Origin of the sequence: Litorihabitans aurantiacus (assembly GCF_030161595.1) — a bacterium.
Classification (GTDB): Bacteria; Actinomycetota; Actinomycetes; order Actinomycetales; family Beutenbergiaceae; genus Litorihabitans; species Litorihabitans aurantiacus.
In genome coordinates, this window is the sequence record NZ_BSUM01000001.1 from 554,363 (window position 1) to 573,093 (window position 18,731).

16 protein-coding genes and 2 pseudogenes are annotated in these 18,731 nt (G+C 73.5%); 9 read left to right on the forward strand and 9 right to left on the reverse strand.

Going from position 1 to position 18,731, the window contains the following annotated elements:
* Positions 1–6 precede the first annotated feature (6 nt).
* Entirely contained in the window at positions 7–495 is a 489-nt protein-coding gene (locus tag QQK22_RS02620) for a DUF4307 domain-containing protein (RefSeq protein WP_284249172.1), read from the reverse strand.
* 95 nt (positions 496–590) lie between these two features.
* Between QQK22_RS02620 and mca the strand changes: the two genes are divergently transcribed.
* From mca to QQK22_RS02635, 3 genes are read left to right on the forward strand one after another with little or no spacing between them, the layout of a single operon-like run.
* Positions 591–1,433: a mycothiol conjugate amidase Mca gene (gene mca / locus QQK22_RS02625; RefSeq protein ID WP_284252508.1), complete on the forward strand. Its 843-nt coding sequence runs from the start codon at positions 591–593 to the stop codon at positions 1,431–1,433.
* On the forward strand, positions 1,430–1,759 hold the full coding sequence (locus QQK22_RS02630; RefSeq protein ID WP_284249174.1) for a hypothetical protein: 330 nt from the start codon (positions 1,430–1,432) through the stop codon (positions 1,757–1,759). The genes mca and QQK22_RS02630 overlap by 4 nt, the downstream gene beginning before the upstream one ends.
* A complete protein-coding gene (locus QQK22_RS02635; protein WP_284249176.1) occupies positions 1,756–2,643 on the forward strand; it encodes a nitrilase-related carbon-nitrogen hydrolase in 888 nt (295 codons plus the stop codon). Before QQK22_RS02630 ends, QQK22_RS02635 begins: the two co-directional genes overlap by 4 nt.
* Before the next feature lie 39 nt (positions 2,644–2,682).
* On the opposite strand, the gene QQK22_RS02640 is transcribed toward QQK22_RS02635, so the two are convergent.
* Together QQK22_RS02640 and trhA are read right to left on the reverse strand one after the other, a co-directional pair.
* Entirely contained in the window at positions 2,683–3,639 is a 957-nt protein-coding gene (locus QQK22_RS02640) for a PPK2 family polyphosphate kinase (protein ID WP_284249178.1), read from the reverse strand.
* A 67-nt stretch (positions 3,640–3,706) separates the two neighbouring features.
* Complete coding sequence (gene trhA / locus QQK22_RS02645) at positions 3,707–4,444, reverse strand: PAQR family membrane homeostasis protein TrhA (protein WP_284249181.1); 738 nt, start codon at positions 4,442–4,444, stop codon at positions 3,707–3,709.
* Between the two features lie 159 nt (positions 4,445–4,603).
* Here trhA and QQK22_RS02650 point away from each other — a divergent pair, with 159 nt between their 5' ends.
* From QQK22_RS02650 to QQK22_RS02675, 6 genes and pseudogenes are all read left to right on the forward strand, one after another.
* The gene (locus tag QQK22_RS02650) at positions 4,604–5,374 is read left to right on the forward strand and encodes an isoprenyl transferase (RefSeq protein WP_284249184.1); all 771 of its coding nucleotides are present in this window, start codon (positions 4,604–4,606) and stop codon (positions 5,372–5,374) included.
* Positions 5,375–5,788: 414 nt separating this feature from the next.
* Positions 5,789–7,035, forward strand: a pseudogene (gene phoH2 / locus QQK22_RS02655) (RNA 5'-3' helicase PhoH2).
* A 448-nt stretch (positions 7,036–7,483) separates the two neighbouring features.
* Entirely contained in the window at positions 7,484–8,770 is a 1,287-nt protein-coding gene (locus QQK22_RS02660) for an extracellular solute-binding protein (protein WP_284249186.1), read from the forward strand.
* A gap of 5 nt (positions 8,771–8,775) precedes the next feature.
* A pseudogene (locus tag QQK22_RS02665) lies at positions 8,776–9,732 on the forward strand (carbohydrate ABC transporter permease); the annotation flags it as partial.
* A gap of 9 nt (positions 9,733–9,741) precedes the next feature.
* The gene (locus QQK22_RS02670; protein WP_284252510.1) at positions 9,742–10,578 is read left to right on the forward strand and encodes a carbohydrate ABC transporter permease; all 837 of its coding nucleotides are present in this window, start codon (positions 9,742–9,744) and stop codon (positions 10,576–10,578) included.
* A 17-nt stretch (positions 10,579–10,595) separates the two neighbouring features.
* Positions 10,596–11,882, forward strand: coding sequence for an ABC transporter ATP-binding protein (locus QQK22_RS02675; RefSeq protein WP_284249187.1), 1,287 nt, complete (start codon positions 10,596–10,598; stop codon positions 11,880–11,882).
* Between the two features lie 166 nt (positions 11,883–12,048).
* Here the strand turns inward: QQK22_RS02675 and QQK22_RS02680 are convergent, their stop codons facing one another.
* From QQK22_RS02680 to QQK22_RS02705, 6 genes are all read right to left on the reverse strand, one after another.
* Positions 12,049–13,362, reverse strand: a complete 1,314-nt coding sequence (locus QQK22_RS02680; protein ID WP_284249189.1) for an NAD(P)/FAD-dependent oxidoreductase — start codon at positions 13,360–13,362, stop codon at positions 12,049–12,051.
* Between the two features lie 378 nt (positions 13,363–13,740).
* Positions 13,741–14,427, reverse strand: a complete 687-nt coding sequence (locus tag QQK22_RS02685) for a carbonic anhydrase (protein WP_284249191.1) — start codon at positions 14,425–14,427, stop codon at positions 13,741–13,743.
* Positions 14,424–15,338, reverse strand: a complete 915-nt coding sequence (locus tag QQK22_RS02690) for a carbohydrate kinase family protein (RefSeq protein ID WP_284249194.1) — start codon at positions 15,336–15,338, stop codon at positions 14,424–14,426. Before QQK22_RS02690 ends, QQK22_RS02685 begins: the two co-directional genes overlap by 4 nt.
* Positions 15,338–15,574: an exodeoxyribonuclease VII small subunit gene (locus QQK22_RS02695; RefSeq protein ID WP_431310122.1), complete on the reverse strand. Its 237-nt coding sequence runs from the start codon at positions 15,572–15,574 to the stop codon at positions 15,338–15,340. The genes QQK22_RS02690 and QQK22_RS02695 overlap by 1 nt, the downstream gene beginning before the upstream one ends.
* Before the next feature lie 33 nt (positions 15,575–15,607).
* On the reverse strand, positions 15,608–16,924 hold the full coding sequence (gene xseA, locus QQK22_RS02700) for an exodeoxyribonuclease VII large subunit (RefSeq protein WP_284249198.1): 1,317 nt from the start codon (positions 16,922–16,924) through the stop codon (positions 15,608–15,610).
* A gap of 118 nt (positions 16,925–17,042) precedes the next feature.
* Positions 17,043–18,716 carry a DNA recombination protein RmuC gene (locus QQK22_RS02705; protein ID WP_284249200.1) on the reverse strand — a complete coding sequence of 558 codons (1,674 nt, stop codon included), beginning with the start codon at positions 18,714–18,716 and terminating at the stop codon, positions 17,043–17,045.
* Between the last annotated feature and the right edge of the window lie 15 nt (positions 18,717–18,731).

Genomic DNA, 18,731 nt, shown 5'->3' on the forward strand with positions numbered 1-18,731 from the left:
CCCGGTTCAGTCCTCGAGCGCGAGGCAGCCGTTCGCGATCGCGTCAGCCTGCTCGGCGCGCGCGAACGTCGTGACGTCCACGCTCACGGGGACGGTGCGGGCGCCTCCCGCCGGGATCTCCACGACGGTGACGCCGACCTGGGCGTGGCTCGCGTCGAGCGCCTGCACCGAGCAGGCGAACGCGACGTCGGCGTCGTCGCGCACGACGGAGAATGCGACGCGCACCGAGGAGTCCGAGAGCACCTGGTAGCTCGACCCGGTCACGCTCGCGCTCGCACCGCTGCCGCCGAGCACCAGCCAGGCGGCGATGCCCGTCCCGACGACGGCGATGACGCCCGCGGCGATCGCCGCGACACGGCCGGAGGAGGCGGACGACGGCGAGGTCCCGCCGTCGGCGCCGCGGCCGCGGCCTCGCGTGCCGTAGCGGCGCTCGAGCCGCGCCCGCTCCTCGGGGTCCGCCCCTCCAGGGGTGGCGGCGGGGCGCGTCGTGCTCACCGCACCAGTCTGCCCCAGGTGGGAGGATGGTCCCCGCTGACCGACCGTCCGCAGACACCCGTACGCAAGGAGGGCCCGTGGCCCCGCTCCGGCTCATGGCCGTGCACGCACACCCCGACGACGAGTCCAGCAAGGGCGCCGCCACCATGGCGCGCTACGCGGCCGACGGCGTCGACGTCCTCGTCGTCACGTGCACCGGGGGTGAGCGCGGGGACGTGCTCAACCCGCGACTGCAGGACGACCCGCTGGTGCTCACCGATCTCCCCGCCCGCCGCCGGCTCGAGATGGACGCCGCGGCGCGCGCGCTCGGGGTGCGCCAGACGTGGCTCGGCTTCGTCGACTCGGGGCTGCCCGAGGGCGACCCGCTGCCGCCGCTGCCCGAGGGCTGCTTCGCGCTCGCCCCGCTGACCGAGACCGTGCCCGCTCTCGTGGCGCAGATCCGCGAGTTCCGTCCGCAGGTGCTGCTCACCTACGACGAGAACGGCGGCTACCCCCACCCCGACCACATCATGACCCACGTGGTCTCGATGGCCGCGGTCGAGGCGGCGGCGGACCCGGAGCAGCACCCCGAGCTCGGTGAGGCGTGGCAGGTGCCCAAGGTCTACTACCACGCGTCCTTCTCACGGGCGCGGATGTCGGCGGTGCACGAGGCGCTGCTCGAGCGCGGGGCCGAGTCCCCGTTCGGCGACTGGCTGAAGGACTGGGACGGGCGCGGCGGACGCACGGTCACGTGCCGCGTCGAGTGCTCGCCGTACTTCCCGCAGCGGGACGCGGCGCTGCTCGCGCACGCCACCCAGATCGACCCCGACGGGTTCTTCTTCGCCGTGCCGCGCGACGTCGAGGCCCAGGTCTGGCCGTGGGAGGAGTTCGAGCTCGTCTCCTCGACCGTGGCCACGGAGGCGATGGAGGACGACCTGTTCGCCGGGGTGCGGCCGTGACGGGCCTCGTGCACGCGCTGGCGGAGTCCGGCGTGCCGGACCAGTACGAGGTCACGCCGGGGCTCCTGGGCTTCATCGCCACCTTCTGCGTGCTGATCGTCTTCCTGCTGCTCATCCGCTCCTTCAACCGCAACATGCGCAAGGTGAGTGCGAACGAGCGCCGGCGCCAGGCCGCGGCCGAGCGCGCGGGCCGCGAGACCGCCGAGCGCCGGGACGCGGTCGAGGACGAGGACGAGGCCGAGGCCGACGTGGTCGACGACGCGCCCTCCGCCGAGGTCACGCCGTCGCCCGACCCCCGGTCCGCGGAGGGCGAGCCGCGACCGTGAGGATCGCCGTCGCGCAGCTCGACGCCGCCCGCGACCGGGCGGGGGTGCGCGACGGTGGCGGCCCGACCGGCGCTGCCGACCCCGTCGACGCCGTCGTCGACCCCGTTGTCGACGTCGTCGCACGCGCGGCCGCCGCGGGCGCCGACCTGGTGGTCCTGCCGGAGTACGCGAGCGGGTGGTCCGACCCGCTCACCGCCGATCTCGTGCAGGAGCCCGACGGCGAGTTCCTCCGGGCGGTGCGCGACGCCGCGGCGGAGCACGGCGTGACCGTGGTGGTCGGGACCGTGCTCGCCGCCGAGGTGCCCGACCGCGCTCGCAACGTCACGATCGTCGTGGGACCCGACGGCCGCGACCTCGGCCGCTACGCGAAGGTCCACCTCTACGACGCCTACGGGGCGCGCGAGAGCGACGTGCTGGAGGCGGGCGACCCCGTCGGCGACGGCGCGCCGCTGGTCGTGACCGTGCCGACGTCCGAGGGCCCGCTGCACCTCGGCGTCGTCACCTGCTACGACCTGCGCTTCCCGGAGGCGTTCCGCGCGCTCGTGGACGCGGGCGACGGCGACGGCGCGCCAGACGTCGTCGCGCCAGACGTCGTCGCGGTCGGGGCCGCCTGGGCGGCGGGCGAGGGCAAGGCCGAGCAGCTGCGCGTCCTGGCCCGGGCGCGCGCGATCGAGTCGACGAGCTGGGTGGCGCTCGCCTCGCAGAACGGACCGGGGCGCGTGGGCGGTTCCGTCGTCGTCGACCCGACCGGCGCGGTGGTCGCGGAGGCGATCGACGACGGCGCGCACCTCGTCGTCTCCGACCTCGACCTCGCGGCGCTGGCACGGGTGCGCCGGACCAGCCCGGTGCTGGCGCACCGGCGCTACCGCGTCGTGCCGCGCTGAGACGACCCGATTCGAGCGCGGTCGGGCGCGGCCGGGTGCTCAGCTCCCGGGCACCTCGCCGCCGCGGACGATCGCGCCGACCTCGGAGACGGTGAGCGCCGTCGGGTCCTGCGCCGTGGCCGCGAGCGCGCGCTCCGCCGCAGCGACGTCGAAGTCGGCGACGGGCCACTCCAGCGGCAGGCCGGAGAGCGCCTCGACGAGGAGCTGGGTGACGGCGAGCCGGGCGTACCACTTGCGGTCGGCCGGGACGACGAACCAGGGCGCCGACGCGGTCGAGGTGCGCTCGATCGCGACGTCGTAGGCCGCCGTGTACTGCGGCCACCGGGCGCGCGTCTCGAGGTCGCTGACGGCGAACTTCCAGTGCTTGTCCGGGCGCGCGAGCCGCTTGCCGAGGCGCTCGTGCTGCTCCTGCGGCGAGATGACCAGGGCCACCTTCACGACCGTGGTGCCGGCCGCGGCCAGCTTCTCCTCGAACCGCACGATGTCGGTGTAGCGCCTCTCGATCGTCTCGGCGGGCACCAGGGAGTCGACGCGCGCCACGAGGACGTCCTCGTAGTGCGAGCGGTCGAAGACGCCGATGCGGCCCGCGGGCGGCAGCGCCCGGCGCACGCGCCACAGGAAGTGGTGGGACAGCTCCTTCGCGGTCGGGACGCCGAACGAGCGGACGCTCACGCCCTGCGGGTCGACCATGCCGAGCACGTGGCGCACGATGCCGCCCTTGCCCGAGGTGTCCATGCCGTGGAGCACGAGCAGCACGGAGCGGTGACCGCCGGCGCGGCCCTGGGCGAAGAGGCGCTCCTGGAGCTCGGAGAGGTGCTCACCCAGCTCGGCGGTGCGCTTCCTCGCCGCCTTCCGGCCGCCCTGCCAGCCGGGGGTGGCCCGGGTGTCGACGTCCGCCAGCGACGCGCCGGGGGCGGCGTGGAGCAGGGAGGAGAACGGATCGAGCCTCTCGTCCGGCCTGTCGGGATTCTGCTTCGTCGACTTCTTGCGGCTCACGGGGCCCTCCTTCGGCGTCTGGTGTCGAGGTTAGACGCGGCGGGTGGGCGAGCGGGCGATCAGCACCTCAGCGCAGGGACGCGACCGTGATGAAGATGGCGATCGCGTGGCACGTGTAGCCGATGAGGGTGCCGACGTGGAAGATCTCGTGGAAGCCGAACCACCGCGGGGAGGGGTTGGGTCGCTTGAGCGCGTACACGACGGCGCCGAGCGTGTACCCGATGCCGCCAGCGATGACGAGCCACATGACCGCGCCGCCGCCGGAGCGGCCGAAGGAGGGCAGGAACCACACGGCCACCCAGCTCAGGGCCAGGTAGATGGGCACGTAGAGCCAGCGCGGCGCACCGAGCCAGAACACGCGCGCCAGGATCCCGGCGCCGGCGCCGATCCAGACCACGAGGAGCAGCGTGCGCGCCTGCCCCGGCGGCAGCAGCAGCGCCGCGAGCGGTGTGTAGGTGCCGGCGATGACGAGGAAGATGTTGGAGTGGTCGATGCGCCGCAGGATCGCGAGCGTGCGCGGTTCCCACGTGCCGCGGTGGTAGACGGCGCTGGCACCGAACAGCAGCGACGTCGCGGCCGCGAACACGAGGGTGCTCCAGCGGGCCTGCGACGTCGGGGAGAGCGCGACCAGGACGATGCCCGCCGCGAGGACGAACGGGAACATGCCCGCGTGGATCCAGCCGCGCAGCAGTGGCTTGACGGCGCTCGCGAGCTGCTCGACGGCGGACTCGACCGTCGGGCGGTCCTTCCGACCGTCGCCCCGGCCCCGGGCGGGTGCCGGCGTGGGGGAGGTGCTGGCGCGCATGAATCCTCACTCGTGGTTACGTCACCGTAGGTTACTCCTCCGTAGGTTACGCCCCCGGGCCGGGCGGGCGTCCCACGGGGCGTCGGCGGCGGCCCCGGGCGCGGGCGAGGGGTAGCGTGACCAGCCGGATCAGTCGAGCAGCGCGAGGGTGGTGTGACGGTGGCGGGACCGAGTCTCACGCGGGGGCTGTACGGGCTCTACGAGCGTCGGCTGGCGCGCGAGCTGCGCACCGAGGACGTCCCCGCGCACATCGGCATCATGATGGACGGGAACCGTCGGTGGGCCCGGCAGGTGGCGGCTCCGCCGTCTCACGGGCACCGCGCGGGCGCGGCCAAGATCGTCGACGTGCTCGGGTGGGCCGACGACATCGGGGTCGAGGTCGTGACGCTGTGGATGCTCTCCACCGACAACCTCCGCCGCGATCCCGGCGAGCTGACCGAGCTGGTCGCGATCATCGAGGACGCCGTGGCTGACCTGGCGGCGTCGCGCCGCTGGCGCATCCACGCCCTCGGGGCGCTGGACCTCCTGCCCGCCTCGACCGCCGACCGGCTGCGCGCCGCGCAGGAGACGACCCGCGACGTCGGCGGCATGGTCGTGAACGTGGCCGTGGGCTACGGCGGGCGCCAGGAGATCGCCGACGCCGTCGGCTCGCTCCTGCGCGAGGCCGCGGGCCGCGGCGCGACCCTGGAGGAGGTGGCGAGCGAGGTGACGGTCGAGCAGATCGCCGCCCACCTCTACACCAAGGGGCAGCCGGACCCCGACCTCGTGATCCGCACCTCGGGGGAGCAGCGCATCGGCGGCTTCCTGCTGTGGCAGAGCGTCCACACCGAGTTCTACTTCACCGACGCCTACTGGCCGGACTTCCGCCGCGTCGACTTCCTGCGCGCGGTGCGCGCCTACTCCCGTCGCGAGCGCCGCCTCGGCCGCTGAGGCCGGGGCGAGATCGGGTCGAGGTTGCCGTCGTGTGAACATCGCGCGACGTTCCGCGCAGGTGTGGCGTGTCGCACATCTTCGTGCCCCGACGGCTCGTAGCGTCGCCCTCGTGACCGACGACGCGTCGGTCACCGGGAGGCCACTGTGGAGCACTGCTTCGTCAGGAGGGGCCGCCGGCCCCAGCGGTCTGCCGTCCCCACCTCGCACGGTCCGCACGGGCGCGCGAGCGCCCGGACGGACTGACCACCAGGCGCGGCGACGCGCCGGAGGGAGCCAGACGTGAGTGCAGCCACCGAGATCCACCCCGAGGAGACGTCGGGAACGACGCCGCCGCACTCCACGAGCGCGGGGGAGGTGGCCCGCACGACGTACGTGCTCGACACCTCCGTCCTGCTGTCGGACCCGCGTGCGATGTTCCGCTTCGCCGAGCACGACGTCGTGCTGCCGGTCGTCGTCGTCACCGAGCTGGAGGGCAAGCGCCACCACCCCGAGCTCGGCTACTTCGCGCGCAGCGCGCTGCGGATGCTGGACGACCTGCGCGTGCAGCACGGCCGCCTCGACGCCGCGGTGCCGGTGGGCACGGGGACCCTGCGCGTCGAGCTCAACCACTCCGACCCCGGCGTGCTGCCCTCGGGGCTGCGGCTCGGGGACAACGACACCCGGATCCTGTCGGTCGCGGCGAACCTGGCGGCGGAGGGGAGCGACGTCGTCGTCGTGAGCAAGGACCTGCCGATGCGCGTGAAGGCGTCCTCGGTCGGTCTCGCGGCGCAGGAGTACCGCGCGCAGCAGGCCGTGGAGGTGGGCTGGACCGGCATGGCGAGCGTCGACCTCGACGAGGGTGAGCTGGCCTCGCTGTGGGGCCAGGACCGCGTCTCGATCGCCGAGCTGCGCGACCCCTCGGGCGTCCGCGACCTACCCGTGCACACGGGGCTGGTGCTGCACTCCACGCGCGGGTCCGCGCTCGGCCGGGTGACCGCCGACAAGCAGATCCAGCTCGTGCGCGGCGACCGCGACGTGTTCGGGGTGCACGGCCGCAGCGCGGAGCAGCGCGTCGCGATCGACCTGCTGCTCGACAGGGAGATCGGCATCGTCTCGATCGGGGGCGGGCCGGGACGGGGAAGTCGGCGCTCGCCCTGTGCGCCGGGCTCGAGGCCGTGATGGAGCGCCGGGAGCACCGCAAGATCATGGTGTTCCGGCCCCTGTACGCCGTCGGCGGCCAGGACCTCGGGTACCTGCCCGGGAGCGAGTCGGACAAGATGAACCCCTGGGCGCAGGCCGTGTTCGACACGCTCGGCGCGATGGTCTCCAGCGAGGTCGTCGAGGAGGTCATGGACCGCGGGATGCTCGAGGTCCTCCCGCTGACCCACATCCGCGGCCGCTCGCTGCACGACGCGTTCGTCATCGTCGACGAGGCCCAGTCGCTCGAGCGCAACGTCCTGCTGACGATGCTGTCGCGGATCGGCCAGAGCTCGCGCGTGGTCCTCACGCACGACGTCGCGCAGCGCGACAACCTCCGGGTGGGGCGGCACGACGGCGTCGCCGCGGTCATCGAGGCGCTCAAGGGCCACCCGCTGTTCGCGCACGTGACGCTCACGCGCTCGGAGCGCTCGCCCGTGGCGGCGCTCGTGACGGAGCTGCTGGAGGGCCTCGACGTCTGAGCCGCGGTGGGCGCACGGTCGATCCGGTGGTCGACGGTGCGCCCACCCCGCGCGCCACCCACCCCGCGCGCCACCCACCCCGCGCGCCACCCACCCCGCGCGCCACCCACCCCGCGCGCCACGCACCCCGCGCCCCGCGCCCCTTTCACCCGCCGAGATGCGACAACAGCGCCGAGCAGCGCCCCATCCGCGTCATTCTCGGCCGCGATGTCGCATCTCGGCTGTGATCCAGGGGCGCAGGGTCGGGGTGGCGAGGTCGCGGGGCTCCGGGGTCGCGGGGCCCGGTAGGGGCGGCGGCGTGCAGCGGGAGGTGCGCCGGCACTGAGCCCACGACGACGACTTCCTTGCGCTTTCCGAGCGGGGTGGGGTTCTGTAGAGAGCGAGGATCCTCCACGACGGAGGACCGTGCCGGCGACGACGTCGGCGCGTGACGGTCGAGGGGCGTGGGATGAGACGGACGGGAGCAGCCGCGGTGGCTGCGCTGGTGGCGACGCTGGGCCTCGCGGCCTGCGGGTCGGGCGGGGACGACGGGGTCGAGCTGACCTGGTACATCAACCCCGACGACGGCGGGCAGGCGGAGATCGCGGCGCAGTGCACCGAGGCCGCGGGCGGTGCGTACACGATCGCGACGTCGCTGCTGCCGAGCGAGGCGAGCTCGCAGCGCGAGCAGCTCGCGCGGCGCCTCGCCGCCAACGACACCTCGATCGACCTCATGAGCATCGACCCGCCGTACATCCCGGAGATGGCGCGTGCCGGGTTCCTGGCGGAGGTGCCGGCCGAGCTGCAGGAGGTCGCGCTCGACCAGGCGGTGCAGGGGGCCCTCGAGACGGCGTCCTGGCAGGACGAGCTCGTGACCGTGCCGTTCTGGGCCAACACGCAGCTGCTCTGGTACCGCACGTCCGTGGCCGAGGCGGCCGGGCTGGACATGTCGCAGCCGGTCACGTGGGACCAGATCATCGAGGTCGCCCGGACGCAGGACGTCGTCCTCGGCGTGCAGGGCGGCCGCGAGGAGGCGCTGACGGTCTGGATCAACTCCCTCGTGGCCTCGGCCGGCGGTGAGATCGTCACGGGCGAGGCGTCCGACGCCGCCGACGTCGAGGTCAGCATCGACAGCGAGGCGGGCGCGGAGGCGGCCAGGATCCTGTCCGAGATCGGGCAGGAGGGCCTCGGCGGGGCCGGCCTGCCGACGTCGACCGAGAACACCAACCTGGCCGACTTCCAGGGGGACCGCGGCTCGTTCATGGTCAACTGGCCGTTCGTGTGGTCGGCGATGAACGCCGCGGTCGAGGACGGTTCGCTCGAGCAGTCGGTCCTCGACGACGTCGGCTGGGCGCCGTACCCGCAGGTGGTCGAGGGGGAGGACTCGCGACCGCCGCTCGGGGGGATCAACCTCGGTGTCAGCGCGTTCAGCGAGCATCCCCAGGAGTCCTTCGACGCGATCGCGTGCATCACGGAGCCCGCGAAGCAGGCGAACTACTTCGTCACCAACGGCAACCCGCCCTCGGCGGCCGAGGCGTTCGACGACCCGGCGGTGCAGGAGGCGTTCCCGATGGCTGAGGAGCTGCGCGAGGGCCTCGAGGCGGGCGCTCCCCGCCCGCTGACGCCGTTCTACACGACGATCTCCATCGGGTTGCAGCGCTCCTGGCACCCGATCGACCAGGTCGACCCCGAGAGCACACCAGCCACGTCGACCGAGCTGCTGCGTTCGATCCTGGCGGGGGAGAGGCTGCTGTGAGCACCGTGACCAAGCCGGCGCCGCGTGCGTCGTCGACACCTGCGGCGGGAGCCGCACCCGGGAAGCCGCGCCGCAGCGCGCGCCGCCGCGCCGAGGCCCGCCTCGGGTGGCTGCTGGCGGGCCCCGCGTTCGTCGTCATGCTCGGCGTGACGCTCTACCCGATCCTGCAGGCCGTGTGGGAGTCGCTCTTCAACTACCAGCTCACGGCGCCGGACGACCGCGCGTTCGTCGGGCTGAACAACTACCTCGTGATCCTCACGGACGGCGTCTTCTGGCAGGCGCTCCTGGTCACCACGGTCATCATGGTGGTCACGGTCGCGGTCGAGCTGGTCATCGGGTTCGGCCTGGCGCTGGTGATGCACCGGGCGCTGAAGCGCCTGCGCGGCCTGCTGCGCACCGCGATCCTCGTGCCCTACGGCATCATCACGGTCGTCTCCGCGTTCGCCTGGTTCTACGCGTTCGACACCTCGAGCGGCTACGTGAACGCGTGGTTCGACTGGGTGCCCGGCATCGATCCCGACCTCAACTGGTTCGCGCAGACGCCGACGGCGCTGTTCGTGATCATGGCCTCGGAGATCTGGAAGACGACGCCGTTCATCTCCCTCCTGCTGCTCGCGGGCCTCGCGCAGGTCCCGGGCGACCTCGAGGAGGCCGCCAAGGTCGACGGCGCCAAGCCGTGGCAGATCTTCAAGCGCGTCATCGTGCCGAACATGAAGGCCGCGATCATGGTCGCCGTCCTCTTCCGCGCGCTCGACGCGTTCCGCATCTTCGACAACGTCTTCATCATGACGAACGGGGCCCAGGGCACCGAGGTGCTCGCGCTCCTGGCGTACCGCACCTCGATCGGACAGCTGCAGATCGGCATGGGCTCGGCGATCTCGGTGCTGCTGTTCCTGTGCGTGATCGCCATCTGCTTCGTGGCGATCAAGGTCTTCAAGGTCGACCTGGCCGGTCAGACGGGAGGAAGTGACGTGCTGAGCACTCGTCAACGCCTGGTGTGGGCGCTCGGCACGATCGCCGTGCTGGTCTACGCCCTGTTCCCGGTCGTCTCGATCTTCGCGACGTCCTTCAAGCCCGCGGGTGAGCTCACCTCCGGTACCTTCCTGCCGGGCAGCCCCACGCTCGCGAACTACGAGCAGATCCTCGTGGGTGACGCGCAGGAGCTGTTCTTGACGGCGCTGCGCAACTCGATCGGCATCTCGCTGATCGCCACGGTGCTCGCCTCGGTCCTCGCGACGCTGGCCGCCTACGCGATCGCGCGGCTCGACTTCCCGGGCAAGAAGCTCGTGCTGATGACGTCGCTCGCCGTCTCGATCTTCCCGGTGATCTCGATCGTGACGCCGCTGTTCAACCTGTGGCGCGCCGTCGGGCTCTACGACACGTGGCTCGGGCTGATCATCCCGTACATGTCCCTCACGCTCCCGATCTCCATCTGGACCCTGACGGCGTTCTTCCGCCAGATCCCGTGGGAGCTCGAGCAGGCGGCCCAGGTCGACGGCGCCACGGCCTGGCAGGCGTTCCGCCGCGCCATCGTGCCGCTCGCGGCGCCCGGGGTGTTCACGACGGCGCTGATCGCCTTCTTCATCGCCTGGAACGACTTCGTGTACGGCATCTCGCTGACGTCCACGTCCGCCGCGCGCCCCGTCCCGGCGGCGCTCGCGTTCTTCACCGGCGCCTCGCAGTTCGAGGCGCCCACCGGGGCGATCTCGGCCGCCGCCGTCATCGTCACCATCCCCGTCGTCGTGCTGGTCCTGCTGTTCCAGCGTCAGATCGTCTCCGGTCTCACCCAGGGCGCCGTCAAGGGCTGAGCGCCCGGAAGGAAACCATGTCTGCCATCACGCTGAAGAACATCGTCAAGAAGTACGGGGACGGCTACGCGGCGGTCAACGACGTCAGCCTCGAGATCGCCGACGGCGAGTTCGTCATCCTCGTCGGCCCCTCGGGCTGCGGGAAGTCGACCCTGCTGCGGATGATCGTCGGGCTCGAGGACATCACCTCGGGCGAGCTGCTCATCGCCGACGACCTCGTCAACGACAAGGCGCCGCGCGACCGCGACCTCGCGATGGTGTTCCAGAACTACGCGCTCTACCCGCACCTGACGGTGTTCGAGAACATCGCGTTCCCGCTGCGCCTGACCAAGGGCGAGCTGAGCGAGCAGGAGATCACCGAGCGCGTGCGCCGGGCCTCCTCGCTGCTCGAGCTCGACGAGCACCTCGACCGCAAGCCGGCCAACCTCTCCGGCGGGCAGCGGCAGCGCGTCGCGATGGGGCGCGCGATCGTGCGCGAGGCGCGCGCGTTCCTGTTCGACGAGCCGCTGTCGAACCTCGACGCCAAGCTGCGCGGCCAGATGCGCACCGAGATCGCTCGGATGCAGCGCACGCTCGGCACCACGACCGTCTACGTGACCCACGACCAGACCGAGGCCCTCACGCTCGGCGACCGCGTCGCCGTCCTGCGCAAGGGCGTGCTGCAGCAGGTCGCGAGCCCGCGCTCGCTCTACGAGCAGCCGGTCAACCTGTTCGTCGCGGGGTTCATCGGCTCGCCGCCGATGAACTTCCTGCCCGGCACGGTGGGGGCGGACGCGATCTCGACGCCGTTCGGCGACCTCCCGCTCACCGGCGACCTGCGAGAGAAGGTGGCCGGGCGCGACATCGTCATCGTGGGCATCCGGCCCGATGCGTTCCACGACGCCGCCGAGACGGACGTGCCCGAGGGTGCCGTACGCGTGGAGTCTGAGATCGACGTGACGGAGTGGCTCGGGTCGGAGCTGTACGCCTACATCCCGTTCACGAGCCACGACGACGTCGCCGCCAAGCTCGAGGAGCTCGACCGCGACCTCGACGGCGAGGGCATGCGCACGCAGCTCGTCGTCTCGCTCGACGCGATGAGCACCCTGTCCGACGGCGACGACGTGACGCTCTGGTTCGAGCCGTCGTCGGCGCACGTCTTCGATCCCGAGACGGGCGAGAACCTCACGCGGGACCCGGCGCGGGCCGACAAGCTGGACGAGCAGGGGGCGAGGGCGCGCAAGCGGGCGATCGAGCGGGCACGCGAGAAGGCGGCGCAGGAGGACGGCGCACCGGGCGCGGTGGTGGTCCCGACGGCGAGCTGACGCCCGGCGATCGGCGAATTGACGCCCGGCGATCGGGGAGCTGACTCGCAGCGATCGGTGGGGCGTCGGGCCGCGGTCGTGGTCCCGACAGCGGGCTGACGCCGCGAGGCCGACCTGCGTCGCGCCGGCGGTCCGGCGACGGAGGTCGGGCGTCAGCGGTCCGGCGTCAGCGCAGCGGGTCGAGGGGGCGCAGCACCTCGGGCACGACGCCGGTCACCACCGTCTCGGCCAGCAGCTCGCCGGTGAGGGGTCCGAGCGTCACGCCCCACATGCCGTGCCCACCCCCGAGCAGGACACGTGGTGAGCGCGTCGGGCCGACGAGGGGGAGCCCGTCGGTGGTGCACGGCCGGGAGCCGACCCACTCCTGCTGACGGTCGTCGAAGTCGGCACCGGTGATCATGGGCTCGGCCGCGCGACGGATTGCCTCGATGCGGCGGCGGTCCAGGGGTTCGCCGGGCCGGCGGAACTCCATCATCCCCGCGACGCGGAGGCGACCGCGGAGCGGGGTGCAGGCGACGCGCTGGGCCGGGAGGTAGAACGGGCCGGAGGGCAGGTGCTCGACCGGCACCGTGAAGGAGTACCCGCGGCCCGCCTGGACGACGCGCCGGACGCCGACCGTGTGCGCCAGCTCGCCGAGGCGAGCACCGGACGCGAGGACGACGACGTCGGCGCTGTGGTGCGCGCCGTCGTGGTCCCCGCGGGCGGTGCGGCCGCGGGGCGGGACGCCGGTGTGGTCGACGACGCGCACCCCGGCCGGTCGCCGGGGGTCGCCGCCGCTCACGGACGTGACGCGCAGGCCCTCGACGATGCGGACGCCGTCGCGCCGCACGAGGTCCGCGAGGGCCTCGAGGAAGCGAGGCGGGTCGATGTGCCGCGTGCCGTGGAGCAGGACGCCGGCCTCGACGCGGTCGGAGGCCGCGGGCACGAGGGCGCGCACGCCGTCGCCGTCGAGGAGCTCGTGGGGCGCCTCCTGGCCGGACTCGGCGATGATGCGCAGCTCGTGCAGGAGCGTGGCGCGGTCGGTCTCGCGGGCGTACGCGGCGACGAACGGGACCTCGGCCCGGGTGGGTACGCTCAGGCCGTGCTCGGCGAGCGTGTCGTAGGCGGTCAGCGCCCGTGCGTTGAGGGGGACGAGCGCGGCCATGCTGCGCCGCCACGCGTCCCAGGTGCAGTGCCGCAGGAATCCGGCGAGGAACCGCAGGAGGTTCGGGTCGGCGCGGAGGGGGACGTACACGGGTGACGACGGCGAGGCGAGCGCCCGGAGCCCGGCCGCGAGGATCGAGGGGTCGGGGAGCGGGATGGTGAGCGTGGGGGTGAGCCAGCCGGCGTTGCCCCAGGAGGCGCCGGCGCCGACGTGCTCGGCCTCGAGGACGGTGACCTCGAGCCCGGCGCGGCGCAGGTGGTGGGCGGTCGAGAGCCCGACGATGCCGGCGCCGACGACGATCGCGGTCCGCGGCTGGGGGAAGCGGCGAGTGGCCATGACCGATCGTCCCACCGCAGGGCCCTCCGGGCGAGGGCGGGCCGTGCCGGGGGTGCGCGACCCCCGCAGCCACTCGAGAGTCCGCTCGGCGGTCGGACCTCGGCCGCCGCCCGGAGCGTCGAGTTCGTGCCTCCCGGGCGACTCCGCGGTTCGCTGGAGCCCGCTGCACCGAGTTCGGGCCTCCGCCGCGAGTTCGCGGGCGCTGTGCGCGCTCTCGCGCCGGAGCCCCGAGCTTGAGGATCTCGGCGGCGCCGGTGGAGGGGTGCTGCCGGCGCGGAGGTCAGGCTCTGCCGCGAGTTCGGGCTTCCGCCGCGAGTTCGCGTGCGCCGTGCGCGAACTCGCGCGGGAAGCCCGAACTCGGGGAGGCGCCCCCTCCGGTCAGGCGGTGGCGGGCTTCACGCCGACGTCGCCCTGGACCGCGACGAGGCGGGCGCGGCCGTCGGCGAGCGCGTACTCGACGCCGACGACGGCGAGGGTGCCCTCCTCGATGCGTCGCGCGAGCGTGGCGGAGTAGGCCGTCAGTGTCCGCGTGGTGGTCTCGACGTGCTCGCGCAGCAGGACGTCGGCGTCGGGGAGGTGGGCGTCGCCCCTGCCGAGGGCGGCGGCGAGCGTGCGCTGCGAGACGATGCTCGGGATGACCCGGTCGACGATCGCCCGCACGAATCCGGGCGGCATCGTGCCGGTCTCGAGGGCGTCGATCGCCGCCTGGACGGCGCCGCAGCTGTCGTGGCCGAGGACGACGACGAGCGGCGTACCGAGCACCTCGACGCCGTACTCGATCGAGCCGATGATCGTGGTGTCGATGACGTGACCGGCGGTCCGCACGACGAACGCGTCGCCGAGGCCCTGGTCGAAGATGATCTCGGCCGCGAGGCGGGAGTCCGAGCACCCGAAGATCACCGCGAACGGGTGCTGGGCGGCCGCGATCTCACGGCGGCGCTGCAGGTCCTGGGCGGGGTGCGTGGCGGCCTCGGACAGGAAGCGCTCGTTGCCCTCGACGAGGGCCGCCCAGGCCTCGGCGGGCGTGGTGGGGCGGTGCGCGGCGGGGGTGGCGGGCGTGGTCACGACTGGTCCAGCTCCTGACGGGTGGGCGGGTTGGCGCCGGGGCGCGAGACGGTGATGGCCGCGATGCGCGCGGCCTGCTCCAGCAGTCCGGTGAGCGCCTCGACGTCGATCGCGGCGATCGCGTCGTGGCGTCCACCGCCGACGAGGCCGGCGCTCCACAGCCCGTCGACGAGGCCACCCATGAACGAGTCACCCGCCCCGACGGTGTCGGCGACGTCGACGCGCGGAGCGGCGACCGACACCTCGACCCCGGCGGCGGTGACGGCGAACGAGCCCGCCGCACCCAGGGTCACGACGACCAGGGCGGGCCCGGAGGCCGCCCAGGCGCGGGCGACGTCCTGGGGCGGGGTGCCGGGCTCGAGCCACTCGAGGTCCTCGTCGGAGACCTTCACCACGTCGGTCGCGGCGACCAGGGCGAGCACGTCGGGACGGACGTCGTCCCGCGCACCCATGATGCTCGGTCGCAGGTTGGGGTCGTAGGTGAGGACGGCGCGGCGACGGGCGCTCCCGAGGAGTGCGGCGACCTTGGTGGCGCCGGGCTGGAGGACCGCACCGATCGAGCCGACGTGGACGACCACCGTGTCGTCGGCGACCCGGTGCTCGGGGTAGTCGATCTCGAGGTCGAAGTCGTAGGTCGCGGAGCCGTCGGGGCCGATGAGCGCCCGCGCGGTCGAGGTGCGGGCGGCGCGCTGCGAGCCGGAGGCGATGAGGACCCGGCTGGCCTCGAGGTGCTCGCGGACGAGGTCGCCGTTCGCGTCCTCGCCGAGCCACGTCAGCAGCTGGGCCTCCCGGCCGAGGCGGGCGAGGCCGATGGCGACGTTGGCGGGCGATCCGCCGGGATAGGCGAGGGGGTCGGTCCCCGGGCGCTCGACGATGTCGACGAGCGCCTCACCGATCACGAGGGCCTGCATCACGCGTCCTTCGGGGTGTTGTCGGCGGTGGCACCCTGCTGGGCCGCGTCCCGTTCGGCGGCGACCGCTCGCAGGCGCGTCCGGGCGCCGTCGAGCCACGTCTGGCAGTGGGCGGCGAGCGCCTCGCCGCGCTCCCAGGCCTTCATCGAGTCCTCGAGGGACGCCGAGCCCTGCTCGAGGCGCTGGACGACCTCGACCAGCTCGGCACGGGCCTGCTCGTACGTCAGCGTTGTCACGTCAGCAGTCACGGGTGCACTCACGTCCTCAAGTCAACCAGAGATGGTGGGGGTGGTCGGGGTCGTCTGACTCGTGGACGGAGCCGCCGGGGAGGACGGCGCCGCGGGCGACGTGCCGGTGACGGCGAGCGCGAGCCGCCCGGAGGCGACGAAGGCCTCGAGCGGCTGGCCGTCGGTCACCTCGGTCGCGTCCTGCACGACATGACCCTCCGAGGTCCGCAGCACGGCGTAGCCGCGCTCGAGGGTGGACTGCGGGGACAGGGCGCGCACCTGGGACGCGAGCGCACCGATCCCGACGGCGGCGCGCTCCAGCCGGGCGTCGAGCGTCCGGCGCATCCCGGCCACGTCGCGCGCGAGGGACTCCTCGCGGCTCGTCACCATGACCGACGGGTCGGCCATGACCGGCCGGGTGCGCAGCGCGGTGAGGCGCTCCTGCTCGGCGCGCAGCCGCGCGCCGACGGCGTGCTCGAGGCGGCGGCGCGCGGTGTCGAGGCCGTGGCGCTCGGCGACGACGTCGGGCACGACCCGCTTGGCCGCGTCCGTCGGCGTCGAGGCGCGGTAGTCGGCGACGAGGTCGAGGAGCGGGGCGTCGGTCTCGTGGCCGATGGCGGAGACGATCGGCGTGGTCGCCTCGGACACGACACGGACGAGCGCCTCGTTGGAGAACGGGAGCAGGTCCTCCACGGAACCACCCCCGCGGGTCACGACGATGACGTCGACCTCGGGGTTCGCGTCGAGCTCGGTGATGGCGCGGCTGACCTCGCCGACGGCCTTGACCCCCTGCACCGCGACCTGGCGCACCTCGAACCGCACCTCGGGGAAGCGGTCGCGGGCGTTGACGAGGACGTCGTCCATCGCCTTGGCCTCGCGGCCGCAGACGAGCCCGACGCACGCGGGCAGGAACGGGAGGGCTCGCTTGCGCCGCGCGTCGAACAGGCCCTCGGCGGCGAGGACCCGGCGGAGCTGCTCGATCCGCGCGAGGAGCTCACCCAGCCCCACGGGGCGGATGTCGCGCGCCTGGAGCGAGAGGTCGCCGCGCTTGGCGTAGAAGGACGGCTTGGCCTGCACGACGACGTGCGTGCCCGGTGCCAGCGGCGTCGCGACGCGGTCGAGCACCTCGGAGAACGCGGTCAGGCGCAGGGACATGTCGGCCGCGTTGTCGCGCAGGGTGAAGAAGCTCATCCCGGCACGACGGTTGGCCTCGACGATCTGCCCCTCGACCCAGACGGGCGACATCTTCCCGATGTAGTCGGCCATCTTCGCCGAGAGCAGGCGCAGCGGCCACGGACGCTCGGCGGTGGTGTCGAGGGCGCGCTCGGGCAGCGGCTGCGGTGCGGGGGAGGAGGTCACGGCGTCCAGCCTGCCGCACGGCGAGACGCGGTCGGACCGGCTGTGGACGCCCCAGGTGCGCGACGGCGCCCACGTGGGGCGGGCGCCGCCGGCGCGACCCGCAGATCAGGCACTGCGATCACGCGGACGCTCGGCCTCGCCGCGCTGCGCGGTCGGAGGCCGCGTCGCCGTCGTCGGCGCCGGCGATCTCGCCGAGCAGGTCGTCCTGCACCCCGGCGGCTTCGAGCGCCGCCTGCTGCTCGGCACGGTCACGAGCGATCTCGGCGTCGGTCAGCTCGACGACGTGCAGGTCGGACTTCTGCGCGGGGACCGCGAGGACCTCGAGCGGCGGCGGCACCTCGAACGCGGTGTCGAGGCCCTGCAGCGCGCTGAACTTGCGCACCTGCGGCACCACGCGGGAGTCGAGCGAGGACGTCATCTTGTTGAACTGGTCGACCGTCCCGTTGAGCTTCTTGGACAGCTGCTCGAGGTGCCCGCCGAAGATCGCGAGGCGCTTGTGGAGCTCGCGCCCCACGGCGAAGACCTGTCCGGCCTCGGCCGCGAGCTTCTCCTGCCGCCACGTGTAGGCCACGGTCCGCAGCAGCGCCACCAGCGTCGCGGGGGTGGCGGGGACGACGTTGCGCTCGAACGCGTACTCCTGGAGCGACGGGTCCTGCTCGAGCGCCGCGTTGAGAAACACCTCCGACGGCACGAACATCACCGTGAACTCCGGAGTCGCCTCCAGGTGGGACCAGTACTCCTTGCCGCTCAGCTGGTCGATGTGGGTGCGCATGTGCCGGGCGTGGGCCAGGAGGCGCTTGGCGCGCGTGGCGTCGTCGCGCGCCTCCATCGCCTCGAGGTAGCCGTTGAACGCGACCTTGGAGTCCACGACGACCTGCTTGCCGTCCGGGAGCGAGACCACGAGGTCGGGTCGCAGCTTCCCGCCCTCGAGCTGCACCTGCTCGGTGAATGACACGTGCTCGACCATGCCCGCCGCCTCGACGGTGCGGCGCAGCTGCATCTCGCCCCACTGCCCGCGCACCTGCGGGGCGCGCAGCGCGTTGACGAGCGCCGACGTCTCCGTGCGCAGCTGCTCCGAGGACTCCTGCATCCCGCGGACCTGCTGCGCCAGCGCGGCGTGCGCCTCGAGGCGCGCCTTCTCCGCCGTCGTCATCTCCTCCTTGACCTGCCCGAGCGTCTGAGCGAGCGGTGCGACGAGCTGCTTGACGGCCTCCTCGCGCTTGGCGAGCTCGGCGGCGCCCTCGCCGTGGGTGCGCTTGAGCCGCTCCTCGGCCTGGGCCAGGAACGCCTCGGTGTTGGCGGCGAGCGCCTTCTTCGAGAGCGCGTCGAACTCGTCGGCGAGGCGCTTGGTGTCGCCACGCAGCTCTGCGATCCGTGCCTCGGCGTCGGCGCGCAGCTTCGTCTCGCGGGCCTCGCCGTCGGCCCGGCGCTGCGCCTCGGCCTCCGCGTGCCGGCGCTCGAGCGACTCGAGCGCGGCCGCGTGCCGCTCCTCTGCCTCCGCGACCGCACGCGCCCCGCGCCGCTCGGCCTCCCCGAGGCGTGCTGCCGCGTCCTCGCGGGCCTGGGCGGCCGTGCGCTCGTGCGTTCCGCGCGCCTCCTCGAGCGCGAGCGCCCCGGCCTCGCGCACCTGCTCGAGCTGCGCCGTCGCGCCCTCGAGACGCGAGGTGAGCGCGCTGACCTCGGCCGACGCGGACGAGGCGTTCGAGGCCGCGCGGCCCTGCGCGAGCAGGAACCCGACGACCCCGCCGACGGCGAGGGCGGCGAGGGCCAGAAGGAGGCTCGTGATGTCCATGACGTCAGTCGACCA

What these genes read in the sequence shown, in the direction of transcription:
- mca (WP_284252508.1), top strand. Translation starts at nt 591, where the DNA reads ATGGCCGTGCACGCACACCCCGACGACGAGTCCAGCAAGGGCGCCGCC.
- trhA (WP_284249181.1), bottom strand. Translation starts at nt 4,444, where the DNA reads ATGCGCGCCAGCACCTCCCCCACGCCGGCACCCGCCCGGGGCCGGGGC.
- QQK22_RS02660 (WP_284249186.1), top strand. Translation starts at nt 7,484, where the DNA reads ATGAGACGGACGGGAGCAGCCGCGGTGGCTGCGCTGGTGGCGACGCTG.
- QQK22_RS02675 (WP_284249187.1), top strand. Translation starts at nt 10,596, where the DNA reads ATGTCTGCCATCACGCTGAAGAACATCGTCAAGAAGTACGGGGACGGC.
- QQK22_RS02680 (WP_284249189.1), bottom strand. Translation starts at nt 13,362, where the DNA reads ATGGCCACTCGCCGCTTCCCCCAGCCGCGGACCGCGATCGTCGTCGGC.
- QQK22_RS02690 (WP_284249194.1), bottom strand. Translation starts at nt 15,338, where the DNA reads ATGCAGGCCCTCGTGATCGGTGAGGCGCTCGTCGACATCGTCGAGCGC.
- QQK22_RS02705 (WP_284249200.1), bottom strand. Translation starts at nt 18,716, where the DNA reads ATGGACATCACGAGCCTCCTTCTGGCCCTCGCCGCCCTCGCCGTCGGC.